General features: G+C 69.2%; 13 protein-coding genes. 5 read left to right on the top strand and 8 right to left on the bottom strand.

Annotated elements, in window-relative coordinates:
* Positions 1 to 14: 14 nt before the first annotated feature.
* From VF106_RS03310 to VF106_RS03290, 5 genes are all read right to left on the bottom strand, one after another.
* Positions 15 to 866 carry a sugar phosphate isomerase/epimerase family protein gene (locus VF106_RS03310; protein WP_330838042.1) on the bottom strand — a complete coding sequence of 284 codons (852 nt, stop codon included), beginning with the start codon at positions 864 to 866 and terminating at the stop codon, positions 15 to 17.
* Position 867: 1 nt separating this feature from the next.
* Positions 868 to 2,061, bottom strand: a complete 1,194-nt coding sequence (locus VF106_RS03305; RefSeq protein ID WP_330838041.1) for a substrate-binding domain-containing protein — start codon at positions 2,059 to 2,061, stop codon at positions 868 to 870.
* Positions 2,062 to 2,075: 14 nt separating this feature from the next.
* Entirely contained in the window at positions 2,076 to 3,074 is a 999-nt protein-coding gene (locus VF106_RS03300) for an ABC transporter permease (protein WP_330838040.1), read from the bottom strand.
* A gap of 142 nt (positions 3,075 to 3,216) precedes the next feature.
* Complete coding sequence (locus VF106_RS03295; RefSeq protein WP_330838039.1) at positions 3,217 to 4,281, bottom strand: ABC transporter permease; 1,065 nt, start codon at positions 4,279 to 4,281, stop codon at positions 3,217 to 3,219.
* A 49-nt stretch (positions 4,282 to 4,330) separates the two neighbouring features.
* Positions 4,331 to 5,833, bottom strand: coding sequence for a sugar ABC transporter ATP-binding protein (locus VF106_RS03290; protein WP_330838038.1), 1,503 nt, complete (start codon positions 5,831 to 5,833; stop codon positions 4,331 to 4,333).
* Between the two features lie 123 nt (positions 5,834 to 5,956).
* Here VF106_RS03290 and VF106_RS03285 point away from each other — a divergent pair, with 123 nt between their 5' ends.
* On the top strand, positions 5,957 to 7,144 hold the full coding sequence (locus VF106_RS03285; protein ID WP_330838037.1) for an ROK family protein: 1,188 nt from the start codon (positions 5,957 to 5,959) through the stop codon (positions 7,142 to 7,144).
* Between the two features lie 5 nt (positions 7,145 to 7,149).
* Here VF106_RS03285 and VF106_RS03280 read toward each other — a convergent pair whose 3' ends face one another.
* From VF106_RS03280 to VF106_RS03270, 3 genes are all read right to left on the bottom strand, one after another.
* Positions 7,150 to 8,397: a cation:proton antiporter gene (locus tag VF106_RS03280; RefSeq protein ID WP_330838036.1), complete on the bottom strand. Its 1,248-nt coding sequence runs from the start codon at positions 8,395 to 8,397 to the stop codon at positions 7,150 to 7,152.
* A 61-nt stretch (positions 8,398 to 8,458) separates the two neighbouring features.
* Positions 8,459 to 8,602, bottom strand: coding sequence for a hypothetical protein (locus tag VF106_RS03275; RefSeq protein ID WP_330838035.1), 144 nt, complete (start codon positions 8,600 to 8,602; stop codon positions 8,459 to 8,461).
* A 125-nt stretch (positions 8,603 to 8,727) separates the two neighbouring features.
* Positions 8,728 to 9,846 carry an acyltransferase family protein gene (locus tag VF106_RS03270; protein ID WP_330838034.1) on the bottom strand — a complete coding sequence of 373 codons (1,119 nt, stop codon included), beginning with the start codon at positions 9,844 to 9,846 and terminating at the stop codon, positions 8,728 to 8,730.
* A 173-nt stretch (positions 9,847 to 10,019) separates the two neighbouring features.
* Between VF106_RS03270 and VF106_RS03265 the strand changes: the two genes are divergently transcribed.
* The 4 genes from VF106_RS03265 to VF106_RS03250 are packed head-to-tail and all read left to right on the top strand — an operon-like array spanning position 10,020 to position 13,448.
* Positions 10,020 to 11,096, top strand: a complete 1,077-nt coding sequence (locus VF106_RS03265; protein ID WP_330838033.1) for a DUF1214 domain-containing protein — start codon at positions 10,020 to 10,022, stop codon at positions 11,094 to 11,096.
* The gene (locus tag VF106_RS03260; protein ID WP_330838032.1) at positions 11,093 to 12,226 is read left to right on the top strand and encodes a sulfotransferase family protein; all 1,134 of its coding nucleotides are present in this window, start codon (positions 11,093 to 11,095) and stop codon (positions 12,224 to 12,226) included. Before VF106_RS03265 ends, VF106_RS03260 begins: the two co-directional genes overlap by 4 nt.
* Positions 12,223 to 12,999 carry an SDR family oxidoreductase gene (locus VF106_RS03255; RefSeq protein ID WP_330838031.1) on the top strand — a complete coding sequence of 259 codons (777 nt, stop codon included), beginning with the start codon at positions 12,223 to 12,225 and terminating at the stop codon, positions 12,997 to 12,999. Before VF106_RS03260 ends, VF106_RS03255 begins: the two co-directional genes overlap by 4 nt.
* Entirely contained in the window at positions 12,996 to 13,448 is a 453-nt protein-coding gene (locus VF106_RS03250; protein ID WP_330838030.1) for an SRPBCC family protein, read from the top strand. The genes VF106_RS03255 and VF106_RS03250 overlap by 4 nt, the downstream gene beginning before the upstream one ends.
* The last annotated feature ends 47 nt before the right edge of the window (positions 13,449 to 13,495 follow it).

Below are 13,495 nucleotides of genomic sequence, written 5' to 3'. Positions count from 1 at the left end.
GGTGGTGCAGGGGGTTACGGCATCACCTTCCTCAGGAACGCCAAGCCGTCCGTGGCGATGTGGTCCTGTGTCGGGGCGAGCGGCCGCCACACGGATGCGGCGGTCGCGATGGTCGCGTTCTCGGCGGTGAACGACTCGATCACGAGCGGGCCCTGATAGCCGGCGTCGTCCAACGCCGCGAGGAAGCCCTGCCAGTCAAGGTGATCCGTGCCCGGCGCGCCTCGGTCGTTGGCGCATACCTGGACGTGCGCGATGCGGCCGCCCGCACGACGGACGGCCGCTGGCAGGTCGGTCTCCTCGATGTTCATGTGGTAGATGTCCAGCGCGATCCCGCAGGTGTCCGGCAGGCCGTCGAGCGCCTCGAGTGCCTGGTCGACGGTGTTGATCAGGCTGGTCTCGTAGCGGTTCAACGGTTCAACGGCCACGCGCACGCCGGCCGAGGCCGCGTGCTCGACCACCGGCACGAGCCCGTCCCGAAGCTCCGCGTACCGGGTTTTCCTCTCGTCGGGCGACATCCGCCAGGTGCGGCCGACCGACGCGTACGCGGGACCGGCGATCGCCGGGGAGCCGACCGCCGCCGCCACGTCGACCACGTGGCGCAGGTAGTCCTGTGTGGACAGGACGGTGGTGGCGTCGGCCGCCACCAGCTCCCGACCGGCGCCCATCACGAGCACGACGCTGGCGGCCAGCCCGAGGTCGGCCAGCAGCGTCGCGGCTCGTGCCGGGTCCCAGTCACCCGGGTTCTCGACCGGGAGCTCGACCACGTCGAACCCCCAGCCGGCAATCCTCGGCGCCAACTCCGCGAGCGAGGCATTCGTGAGCGGGGACGTCCACACCCAGGTGTTGACGCCGAGGGTACGTCTCAACTCAGCGGTCCTTCCAGGCGGTCGGGAAGCCGGGCAGGTCCTCGCCGCCGAACTTGGCGTAGTGCAGGCTCGGCATGTCCTTGTTGCGGTCGAGATACTCGTCGCGGTCGGCGTCGGTGATCGGCTCCTGCGGCAGCACCCACTCCTTCGCCACCTGCTCGCCCTTCCAGATCTTCACCGCGGCGAGGATCGGCGTGCGCCACTGGAAGTTCGAGTACACCGGCGCGATCGCGGTCATCCCGGTGTCCTTCCACTTGCGCATGAAGGAGAGCTCGTCCTCTCCGGCCATCACCGGGTAGTCCTTGCCGGCGTCCTCGAACGCCTCGATGGCCGCGACCGCGCCGTCACCGGCGTCCATCCAGATGCCGTCGACGTCACCGCGCTGCAGGTACTGGGTGACGATGTCCTTGATCTTCGCGCCGTCACCGCCGGTGAACTCGTCACCGAGGACTTCCAGCTCGCTGTCGCCGAAGATCTGCTGTGCTGCGGCCCAGCGGTGCTCCAGCACGTCGACACCCGGCAGGATGCGCAGTGCCAGCACCTTCGAGCCCGGCTCCAGCTTGTCCACAAGGAACTCGGCCGCGTCCGCGCCGTAGGCGTAGCCGCCGATCGGGTGGATGAACGTGACCATGCAGTCGGTCTCGACACCACGGTCGAACACGATGACCGGCACGCCGCTCTTGCACGCCGTCTCGACGGCCGGGGTCAGCGTCGCGGTCGTGGACGGGGAGATGATGATCGCGTTGCAGTCGCCCGCGTCCACAAAGGCCTGGATGTCGGAGATCTGCTTGTTGTCGTCGTCCGCGGCGTCGGAGACCCGGAACTCGCCGATCTCACCGGCCTGCTTGAGGACGTCCACCTGCTGCTGCATGGTGATCCAGCCGGTGACGCGCCACGGGTTGCTGATCGACGCGTTGGAGAAGCAGAGGGTCTTGCCGTCCTGTTTGTACTGGGCGGTGTCGACCATCTGGGGTTCGATGGCCTGCAACCACGGCTGGTCGGCGGGACCCTCCGGGGTGGCGTCGCGCTGGGCGAGCTGCTTGTCGTAGACGGCTTGGTCGAACCACTCGCCTTCCTGCGACTGCTCCTGTTCCGGCTGCTCGCCGCCGGGTGCCGACTCGGTCGGGGTGTCGGTGGCGCAGGCGGTCAGCGTGAGCGCCGCGGCGGCGATCCCCGCGACCAAAGTTCTCCGCATCGGTTTCTCTCCTCCTAGAGCTTGGGGGTCGAAGTTGCTCGTTCGCGGGCGGCGTAGGCGACGGCCGCGATGATGATCAGTCCCTGCACGGTCGGCCGCCAGGTGGCTTCCAGCCGGAGCTGGTTGAACAGGGTGAAAAGGGCCTCGACGGTGAGTGCGCCGGCCATCGCGGCCAGGACCGTGCCCCGGCCGCCACCGAGCACCACACCACCGAGGACCACCGCGGTGATCGCGGTGAACTCCAGGCCGTTGCCGACCTGTGCGTCGACCCCCGCGTAGCCGCCGATGAGCACGGCGGCGACGGTGGCCAGCACACTCGACAGCACGAACGCGACCGTCCGCACCTGCCAGACACGGACGCCGGCGAACGCCGCCGCCTTGTCGTTGTCGCCGGTCGCGACGAGCGTGCGACCGTAGGGGCGCCGCATCAGCACGGCCACCACCACGACGACCGCGACCGCCACCAGCACCGCCCACGGCAGCTGTCGCACCACCGGCAGGTCGATCCCCTCGCGACCGACCTGCCGGAAACCATCGGAGAGCGCACCCGTCGGCGCGCCGCCGGTCCACAACCGGATCGCGCCGAACAGCACGAGCATCATGCCGAGCGTCGTGATCAGCGAGTGGACTTTGAGGAGGGTCACGACGAGCCCGTTGACCAACCCGACGAGCACGCCGAACGCGATCATCACCAGCATCACCGGCAACGTCCGGCTCTCCTCGCCGTCGATCAGACCGGCAGCGATCGCCACCTGAGCACCGACGAGCGAGCCGACCGACAGGTCCATCTCCCCGCACACGATCACGAGGTACTGCCCCACGGCGAGCACGACGAGCGGCGCGGCCTTCTTGAGGAACGCCATGAGCGACGGCGGCTCGAAGAAGCTCGGGTTGAGGAAGAAGATGACGGCGAAAACCACGAAGAGCAGAGCGAAAACGGTGGCGCTGCCGCCGCCGAACAGCCGCCCGAGCGTGTCCCGCGCGCTGGAGGCACGGGTAGCGGTGGCGGTCATCGACCCACCCCCGAGTTGTCCACAGCAACGCAGTTGTCCACAACCGGCCAGTAACAACCGGGGAATGTCAGCCCCCACCGGTAGACTGGCACGGCGGGACGCCCCCGGGAACGGGTGGGGGCTGGGTAACGCGCGCGCGAGATCATCGTGTCGCTCCCTGCGTTGCCGGGGCCGGATCAGGGGTTGGCGCCGGTTCTGGTGGTGCGCCGCCGTTTCCGCCGAAGCGCGGACGGCTTGCCTTGCGGTCGATCTGGCGGCGGGCGTAGATCGCGACCGCGGCGATGATCACCACGCCGCGCAGCACGTCCTTGAAGAACGGGTCCACCTGCAGCAGGTTGAACACCGTGTCGAGCACCGCGAGGATCAGGACCCCGCCGAGCGTGCCCGCGGCGCCGCCGCGGCCACCCATCAGCAGGGTGCCGCCGAGCACGACCGCCGCGATCGAGTCGAGGTCGTAGCCGGAGCTGTAGACCAGCGCGCTGCCGGTGCCGAACCGCGCCGCGATCAGCAGCCCGGCCACGCCGGCGGCGACCGAGCACAGCACGTGGGCGGTGACGATCACGCGCCCGGTGCGGATCCCGGACAGCCGCGCCACGTCCTTGCTGCCGCCGACCGCGAACATGTGGTAGCCGGTGCGGCTCTTGCGCAGGTACAGGATGCCGAGCACGACCGCGATCAGCATCACCGCCGTCGACAGCGGCACGAACCCGATGCGGGTGTAGCCGAACTGCTGGAACGACGCGGGCACGTCACCGGCAGGTCCCTGGTAGTTGGTGTCCAGGTAGCCCTTGATGATCAGGCCGACGCCGAGGGTCGCGATGAACGGGTTGACCTTCAGCACGGACACGGCCAGCCCGTTGACCAACCCGATCCCGGCGGCCACCACGAGCACGGCCGCGATGCCGAGCGGCACCTTCGCCGGGTCGCCGGCCATCGTCGTCGCCCCGATGAGGCTGCACAGCGCCATCGTGTAGCCGACGGAGAGATCGAGCGAGCCGCACAGGATGACGAACGTCTGTCCTAACGCGACGAACCCGAGCAGGCTGGAGCGGGTCAGCATGTCGACGAGATTGGCCGTGGCGAACAGGTTCCCGCCCTTGGTGGCGACGAGCACCGCGCCGATCAGAAGTATCCCGACCAGGGCCAGGTAGACCAGCTCGGTACTACCCAGCCGCGCCATGAGCCGGGGCTTGATAATGGTCGTCATGCCGCCTCCTCGCCCGCTCCGTGGCACCGGAACGCTCCGCAGGCGCCGCTCATGCCGTCTCCACCTGCCCGGTCGCGACCGCCATCACACTCTCCTCATCGGACCCCGAGGGCAGTTCTCCCGCTATACGGCCATCTCTGAGCACGACGACGCGGTCGGCCATGCCGATGACCTCCTGAAGCTCGGAGGAGATCATCAGGATCGCCACGCCGCGCTCGCACAGCTCCCGCATCAGCGTGTACACCTTCTGTTTCGCGCCGACGTCGATACCGCGCGTCGGTTCGTCGAGCACGATCACGGCCGGATCGGTGGCGAGCCACTTCGCCAGCACGACCTTCTGCTGGTTGCCGCCGGACAGGAACCGGACCTCCTGGTCGGGTCCTCGGGACACCAGCTCCAGCGACGAGAGGATGCCGGGGATCCGCTTGGCCCCCCGGCCGGCCTGTCCGGGCAGCACCGCGTCGAGCACGAGCCGGGCGTTCGCGGCCACGGACTGGTTGAGCACCAACCCTTCCGCCTTGCGGTCCTCTGTCACGAGCGCGAGCCCGGCCTTCACCGCCTGGCGTGCCGAGCGCAGCCGTACCGGCTTGCCGTCCAGCTCGACCGTGCCCCTGGTGAACCGGGCGACACCGAACAACGCGTGCGCGATCTCCGTGCGGCCACTGCCCTGCAGCCCCGCGAGCGCGGTGATCTCACCGCCCCGCACGTCGAGGTCGATGCCGTCGAGCTGGTCGTTGCCGCCGCCGCGGATCCGCAGCCGGACCTCGCCCACCTCGGTGCCGGGCAGCTTGTCGGGGAAGAAGCTCGTGATCGGCCTGCCGACCATCTTGCGGACCAGCTCGTCCGGGGTGATCTGCGCGGTTGCCACCGTGTCGACGAGCGCACCGTCCTTGAGGATCGTGACCCGGTCGGAGAGGTCGAAGATCTCCTTGAGCCGGTGGGAGACGTAGAGGATGGCCACGCCGCGTTCGCGCAGCGTGCGGACGAGCCCGTAGAGCAGCTCGACCTCCTCGTCGGCGAGTGCCGCGGTCGGCTCGTCCATCGAGATGATCCGCGCGTCGTACGACAGCGCCTTCACGATCTCGACGATCTGCTGCCCCGCAACGGAAAGAGTGCGCACCCGGCGTCGCGGCGTCAGCCAGTCGAGGCCCAGGTCGGTGAGCAGTGCCTCGGTGTCGGCGTTCATCTTCTCGGCGTCGACCAGCCCGCGCCGGCGAGGCTCACGCCCGAGGAACACGTTTTCCGCGACCGTGCGCTCGGGTAGCAGGTTGAACTCCTGGAACACGGTCGAGACGCCGGCCTGCTGGGCCTGGAGCGGGTGGGCGAAGGCGACGGACTCGCCCGCGAGCTCGATGGTGCCGCCGTCGGCCTGGTAGACCCCGGCAAGGATCTTCATCAGCGTGGACTTGCCCGCGCCGTTCTCCCCCATCAGCGCGTGCACCTCGCCGGCGCGCAGGTCCAGGTCAACCCCGTGCAGGACGGGCACTCCGAGGAACGACTTCCGGATGTCACGCATCCGCAACACGGTGCCGGTGAGCGGCGTCACTGCCATGCCGTGAACCTAACCCGACTTTTGACACTTAACAATCAAAAGTTGCGATGTTGTTGCCATCGTACGTTCTGGGCATCCGGCAGAACCCCCGTGTGTTTCACTGTTGACGTGGTAGAAGGCCCGGTGGTGAGCTACGTAGCCGACGTTGGTGCGGGCGCCGGCGCCCTGTTACGCCTGATGCGTGACGGGCAGCCCCGCACCCGTTCTGAGCTGGCCGCCATCACCGGGCTCGCCCGGTCGACGATCGCCCAGCGGATCGACGCGCTGCTCGGCGCCAACTTCATCGGCCCGGCCGGCGAGGCCACGTCCACCGGCGGCCGGCCGCCCGCGCAGTTCGCGTTCAACCCGTCGGCGCGGGTCGCCCTCGCCGCCGATGTGGGCGCTACCCACGCCCGCGTCGCCGTCACCGACCTGGCGGGTACGGTGCTGGCCGAGAACCGGGACGACCTGGACGTCGCGCTCGGCCCGGAGACCGTGCTCGGCTGGACCATCGACCGCTTCCACGAACTGCTCACCAGCATCGGCCGCAGCCCGGCCGAGCTGATCGGCATCGGCGTCGGCCTGCCCGGCCCGGTCGAGCACTCGAGCGGACGCCCGGTGAACCCGCCGATCATGCCCGGCTGGGACAACTTCGACGTGCAGAGTTATCTGCGGGACCGCCTCGGCGTCGTGGCCATGGTCGACAACGACGTCAACATCATGGCGCTCGGCGAGCACTTCACGCAGTGGCCGATGGCCGAGCACATGATGTTCGTCAAGGTGGCGACGGGCATCGGCAGCGGCCTGATCAGCCACGGCCGCCTGCACCGAGGCGCCCAGGGCGCGGCAGGCGACCTCGGCCACCTACAACTACCGCACGGCGCGGACATCGTGTGCCGGTGCGGCAACACGGGTTGTCTGGAGGCCGTGGCCAGCGGTGCTGCCATCGCGGCGAAGCTGACCGAGCAGGGCCTGCCGGCCACGACCAGCCGGGACGTGGTGACGCTGGCCCGCGGCGGCTCAGTGGAGGCACTCCACCTCGTCCGCCAGGCGGGCCGCGACATCGGCGAGGTCCTGGCGGCGGCCGTGTCGCTGTTCAACCCGTCGGTGATCGTGATCGGCGGTTCCCTCGCGCAGGCGGGCGAGCACCTGATCGCCGGCGTGCGAGAGGTCGTCTACAAGCGGTCGCTCCCACTCGCCACACAGGACCTGCGAATCGTGCAGTCCCGCACCGGCGACCGGGCGGGCATCATCGGCGCCGCGGTCATGGTCATCGACCACGCACTGTCTCCCACCCAGGTGGACGCACTGATCAGCTCGCAGGCCGGCTAGCGGTGTCAGTATCCCGTCAGGGCGCCGTGGCGCTCACGCTCGCGGTCGAGTAGTCGCATGACCGGGGTCGCGGTGATTCCGTGTAGGACGATGGAGCCGATCACGACGAGGGTGACGATCCGCCAGAGCGTGTCCGGGAACTGGCCGGCCTGGAACGCGTAGGCCACATAGAACACCGAGCCGACGCCACGCACACCGAACAACGAGATGACGGTCCGTTCGCGCGGTCCGGTCGGGCCGCCCACCAGCCCCACGAGGCTCGCCGCGGGCCGGACGACGGCCAGGACGAGAACGGCGAACAGCACCTCCCGCCACGTGGTGCCCGCGAGCAGTCCGGTGGCAGCGGCCCCGCCGAGCAGGAAGATCACCAGCACGGTCAGCATCCGCTCGACCTGTTCGACGTACTGGTGCAGAACGCGGTGGTAGCCGTGGGCTCGCTCGCCCGCGCGGAGAGTGCACGCGCACACGAACACCGCCACGAAACCGTAGCCCTCGACGACTTCCGCGAGGCCGTAGGCGAGGAAGGTCGCCGCGAGCACGACGAAGCCTTCCGCGTGTTCGGCGAGACGCACCCGCTCCGACGGCGCGTCGAAGAAGAGCTTGCGCAGCGCCCAACCGGCACCCAGGCCCACAAGGAGACCGGCGGCCAGGCGCCACACGACGTCCACGCCGAGCCAGTGCCACACGGACGGCGCCGCACCGCTGACGGCGATTGCCGCGTAGACAAAGGGAAAGGCCAGGCCGTCGTTGAGTCCCGCCTCGGAGGTCAGCGCGAACCGCACCTCGTCCTCTTCGTCGTCCGGGTGTGCGGCCGGCTCCGCGACCTGTACCTCGGTCGCCAGCACCGGGTCGGTCGGCGCGAGCGAGGCCGCGAGCAGCAACGCCGACGCGAGCCCCAGACCGAGCACGGCCCACCCGAGGAACCCGACGGCCGCGATGGTCAGCGTCATCGTGATGCCCAACAGTCGCCACGTGATGGACCAGCGGCGCCAGCCGACCGGGCGGTTCAGCGCGAGTCCGGCCCCCATCAACGAGACGATCACGCACAACTCGGTGAGGTGCAGCGCGACCGCGCTGTGCTGACGCGGATCCGGCGCCGGCAGCGGTTCGATCACGGTGAACGCCAGCGCCCCGACCGCAAGGAACACCATCGGCATCGACACCGGTGCGCGCCCGAGAACCCGCGGCAGCAACGCGGCGGCAAGAGTCGCCGCGCCGGCAGCGGTGTAGACCACCGCTACCGCGTCCGCCACGAACACCCCCTCCGTCGGCTGGTGGACATACCCACCGAGCGGAGCGACAAACCGAGGGCTCTCAGCTGACGTGAACCGACAGCTCCTCATCGGAGTGTCCGATCACGCCGACGAACACCAGTCGATCAACGGAGGTCACGTTGATCTCCATGCGGGAACCGTTCGAGAACCGCAACGTCAACCGTTCGGCACCCGGCGCCGCCACCCCGACGAAGGTCGAAACGTAGGTCTGCTGGTCCTAACCTTCCGGCCATCGGTGGACGACATCCACCGCGCCCCGGAGAACAGCGACCGCGAGGTCCTCGGTCGAGCCCACTCTCACCCCTGGTTTCAGGCCGTTCGGACGACGGGCTCCGAACGTGCGCGACTGGTCAGCAGGTTACCCAGCCAGAAGCTCGCGGCGAGCCCCGTCACCAGCAGTGCGATGGCCTTCACCTCGGCCGGCAGGACCAGCGGCCGCTGTGCCACCGCGAGCAGCACGAGCACCGGCCCCTGCAGCACGAACGCCGGGAAAGCACCGCGTGCGCACGCGCTCGCGAGCGGTCCGGACCATGTGAACCGCCGCTGTGCGAGACCGAGCAGCCACACCGAGCCGAACACCACCAGCACACCTTCCAGTGCCGCGGTGAGGAGTGACTCCCAGTGCCAGCCGCCGACGTAGGCGTCGACGCCGGAGGCCGCGCTGGTGACGCCCAGCACGAGAGCCAGGATCGGCACGAGGACCAGTGTGCCGCCCGCGACGGCCCCGGTGAGCCGGAACAGGCGGTTCGGCAGTCGGCGCACCCAGTCGGAGCGTGCCGCGGCGACGCCGAGCAGGAACATCCCCAGGCACTGCGGCCACTGCCACAGGTGGAGGTCGCCCGGTTGGCCGCTGCGAGCCGGGAACCACAGCCGGGTGACGAAGCTGCCCACCGTGATGGCGCCGGCCGCCACGACCAGGTGACGCGCGGCCGGCACGGTGCCCCGCGCCCGCCACGGCCACAGGGCGTAACCCAGCGAGAACAGCAGCAGTACGAGCGCGAACCACAGCGCGCCCGAGTCGAGGAACGGCTCCCGGTCGGCCAGCACCGACCACGGGGTCGCGTCGTGCCCGGCGGCTCGGTAGGCGATCCACAGCGACAGCGGCCACAGCAGCAACGCGGAGAGCAACCACGGCAGACCGAGGCGCCTGAACCGATCCAGCACGAAGTCGCGACGCCCCTTGCGCCGCACCGACGCCGGCGTGAACAGCCCGGCCACGAAGAAGAACGCCCCGATCACGAACAACCCGGAAGGGCCGATCAGGATCGTGAGCACCAACTCGGACCCCGGCGCGAAGGTGACCTCGTTGACCTCGTCATACGCCCAGCCACCGACCGTCGAGTAGCCCATCAGGGCATGAGCCCCGATCACCCACGCCACCATCATGGTGCGCAGGTTGTCCACCTCAGACACACGATGACCGCTCACACTGCTGAGGGTAGGACAGTGCACCGACACCTGCCTCCCCTGAGAGCCACAGAAGGCGATGTCACCAGCAGGCACCTTCCGGCCACACTGGGTCCGCGCCCCGGTTCTGAACATTGTCCAATACCCGGCCCTCTGGTAGAACCTGTTCTAGATTCGCCATGCGGGAGGGTGTCATGGGTGACGGTTCGGCGGAGGTCGTCTCCGGGCAGGCGTGGGCGGAGTTCTGCCGTGCGCTGGAGAAGGCCGGCGAGGTCGTGCTGCGGGACAGTGCCCCGGCCACCCCGCTCGACCGGGTCGAGGGCTACCGGTACCTGACGCGGCTGGTCCGCGAGATGCTCTACTCCACCGTCGAGAACGCCGACCCCGATTTTCCCCGCTTCCACGAGCTGGACCGGGTCAAGATCGGGGCCGACAACCCCGACAACGTCTACCTCTCGGCGAACATCCGGGGCGACCGGACCTACCGGATCACCGGCACGCGGGGCACCATCGCCTACTTCAGCATCGGCTCGAAGGCCAACCGGTACGCCAAGGACGGCACCATGGCCTCCACCGGGGAGCTGTCCGACCGCGATCTCCTCGTCGACGAGGACGGCACCGTGGAGATCATCGCCAGCGCGACGCCGCACGACAAGAACTGGTTGCCGCTCGCGCCGGACTCGACCGGGCTCGTCGTGCGTCAGACCTACCTCGACCGCACGACCGAGTCGCCAGGGCAGTGGCACATCGAGCAGGTCGGTGGGCCGGCGACGCCCAAGGACCTGGAGCCCGCCTTTCTCGCCAAGGCGTTGAAGCGCGCGGCCCTGTCGGTGCACGGCACGGCGGCGACCTTCGCCCACTGGACCGAGCTTTTCTCCAGCCGCCCCAACGAGTTGCCGGACTTCGGGCAGGACATGTTCCAACGGGCCGGCGGCGATCCGGAGATCTTCTACCTGCACGGGTACTGGACGCTGAAACCCGGGCAGGCGTGGGTGATCGAGACCGAGGTCCCTGACTGTCCATACTGGAACTTCCAGCTGGACAACTGGTGGATGGAGTCGCTCGACCACGAGCGCCGGATCACCGTCAACAAGCACACGGCGAAACTCGACGGCGAGAAGCTGACGATCGTCGTCGCCGAGCGGGATCCGGGGTGGGGCAACTGGATCGACACCTGCGGCCACACCAGCGGCACCGCGCTGCTGCGCTGGCTCGGCGCCACGAACCACCCCATACCAACGTGCCGCGTGATCGACCTGGAGGCATCGTGACAGCTCTCGATCTCGACGACCTGCTCACCACGGCACGCGAGAAGACCGGGCTGAGCGACTACGGCGACGAGTGGTTCGTCGAGCCCCTACGCGTGCTCGTCGGCGCGCTCGCGACCGAGGCGCGCCTGTCCGAGTTGGGGCTGGCGCTGACACAGCGGCGGCTCACCGCGTTGCTCGCGGATCGCCTGCGGCTGCGGCAGCTGCAACGCGAGCACCCCGAGGTGGTGGCCGAGGAAGTCGCTGTCGCGGCGGAGATCTGTGGGCTGCCACGCACGGGATCCACGCTGTTGCACCGGCTTCTGGCGTCCTCACCGCACGTGACCTCCACGCTGTCGTGGGAAACCTCGTACCCGCTGCCGTTCCCGGGTGAGGGACCGGACGCGGCACAACGCAAGCAACGCGCGCAGGACCGAGCGAAGCTGTTCCTGGAGATGACCCCGGAGTTCGGCGACATCCACACGATCGAGTGGGACGGGCCGGAGGAGGACGTCATCCTGCTCGACCGCACGTTCACGTCGATGAGCTTCGACTCGTTCTACCAGGTGCCGACGTACGGTCTGTGGCTGCGCAAGGTCGACCAGGGCCCGGCCTACCGGGAACTGCGTGAGTGGCTGCAGGTGCTGCAGTGGCAGGACCCGTCGCGGCGCGGCAAACCGTGGGTGCTCAAGTCGCCGCACCACCTCACCGCGGTGGACACGGTGCTCGACACGTTCCCCGGTTGCAAGATCGTCATGACGCACCGGTCCCCCGCCGAGGCCGTGCCGTCGTACGCGTCCATGGTCAGCTCGATCTGCCGGCAGTACAGCGAGGACGTCGACCAGGTCGCGATCGGCCGCTACTGGCGCGACCGCTTCGCGACGACGCTGCGCGAGTTCATCGCGGTTCGGCGCCGCCGGCCGGACCGGTTCGTGGACGCTCGGTTCCGGGACGTCGTGGCCAACCCGGTCACGGAGGCAGCGCGCGTCATGACCGGGCTGGGGCTGCCCGCGGACGAGGACGCGTTCGCCGCGTACCTGGACCGCAACCGCGAGCAGCGACACGGCTCGCACACGTACACGGCGGAGGACTTCGGGCTCAGCAAAGCGGAACTGACGCGGGACTTCGCATTCTACGAGGAGGTCATTCCATGATCTTGGACGGTGAGGTCGTCATCGTCTCCGGTGTCGGGCCGGGGCTCGGCTCGAAGCTCGCCGCGCGGGCGGCCGCCGAGGGCGCGAAGGTCGTGATGGCCGCCCGGTCGAGCCAGGTCATGGACCAGGTGGCGAAGGAGATCGCGGCGGCGGGCGGGGACGCGGTCGCGGTGCCGTGCGACGTGCGCAAGTCCGACGACGTGGCTCGCGTGGCGGCGACGGCCGTCGAGCGGTACGGCAAGGTCACCGGCCTGGTCAACTCCGCCTACTCGCACCCCGGGTTCACCGATCTCCTTGACACGCCGGACAAGCAGCTGCGCCGGTCGCTGGACATCATCCTGCACGGGTCGCTGGAGATGGCCCGCGCGGTGGTGCCGCACATGACCTCCGGCGGCTCGATCGTCAACGTTGGCACGCAGTCCACCCGCAAACCCATGCGCGGCGAGGGCGGCTACGCGGTCGCGAAGGCCGCGATGGGGTGCGCGACGCAGTATCTGGCGCTGGAGCTCGGCGAGCGCGGAATCCGGGTCAACCAGGCCGTTCTCGGCTGGCTCGACGGTCCCGGGGTGCGGTTCTACCTGAAGATGACGGCGGAGCAGCGCGGAGTGTCCGAACAGGACATCTACGACGAGATCGCCGGCCGCAACCCGCTGAACCGCATCCCGCCCGACGAGGCGTGCGCCGGCGCGATCCTGTTCCTGCTGTCGCCCCTGGCCTCCGAGGTGACGGGCGCGGTACTGGACGTCAACGGTGGGGAGTACATGCCGGCATGACGCACGTAGTCACTTCAGTCAAGGTGGAGATCGCGGCGCCTGCGGCGTTCGTGTGGGACGTGCTGGTCGACTACCCCAACTATCCACAGTGGAATCCGTATACGGTCTCGGTGGCGACGACCCTCGAGATCGGGTCCCCCATCGATCTCACGTTGCCGGCGGTGGACGGGTCGGACAGCACGTTCCTCAACCGCGAGTACGTCCGGATCGTCGACCGCCCGCACCATCTCCAGTACGACACCGCCGAGGAGATGCCGGGCATCTTCGCGATTCGCGACCAGTGGATCGCTGAGCTGGGCCCGGACCGCTGCGCCTACCACACCACGGACACGATCAGCGGCAAGTACGCCGACAGGGTCATGGAGATGACCGGCGACTGGATCAAGGCCGGCTTCGACTCGGTCGCGCACGCACTCAAAGTCCGCGCGGAACAACTCATCCGCGCCTAGCCCCAACCTCGCGAGTCTCGCTCTCGGCCCCCGCGACTCGCGGGGGC

Origin of the sequence: Actinophytocola sp. (assembly GCF_036378875.1) — a bacterium.
GTDB lineage: Bacteria > Actinomycetota > Actinomycetes > Mycobacteriales > Pseudonocardiaceae > Actinophytocola.
The sequence above is the reverse complement of the archived record's forward strand: the minus strand, read 5'-3'. Positions and strand labels throughout refer to the sequence as shown.

Bases quoted from the DNA above. Each gene is read 5' to 3' on its own strand.
- VF106_RS03305 (WP_330838041.1), bottom strand. From the start codon at position 2,061: ATGCGGAGAACTTTGGTCGCGGGGATCGCCGCCGCGGCGCTCACGCTG.
- VF106_RS03300 (WP_330838040.1), bottom strand. From the start codon at position 3,074: ATGACCGCCACCGCTACCCGTGCCTCCAGCGCGCGGGACACGCTCGGG.
- VF106_RS03295 (WP_330838039.1), bottom strand. From the start codon at position 4,281: ATGACGACCATTATCAAGCCCCGGCTCATGGCGCGGCTGGGTAGTACC.
- VF106_RS03290 (WP_330838038.1), bottom strand. From the start codon at position 5,833: ATGGCAGTGACGCCGCTCACCGGCACCGTGTTGCGGATGCGTGACATC.
- VF106_RS03265 (WP_330838033.1), top strand. From the start codon at position 10,020: ATGGGTGACGGTTCGGCGGAGGTCGTCTCCGGGCAGGCGTGGGCGGAG.
- VF106_RS03255 (WP_330838031.1), top strand. From the start codon at position 12,223: ATGATCTTGGACGGTGAGGTCGTCATCGTCTCCGGTGTCGGGCCGGGG.
- VF106_RS03250 (WP_330838030.1), top strand. From the start codon at position 12,996: ATGACGCACGTAGTCACTTCAGTCAAGGTGGAGATCGCGGCGCCTGCG.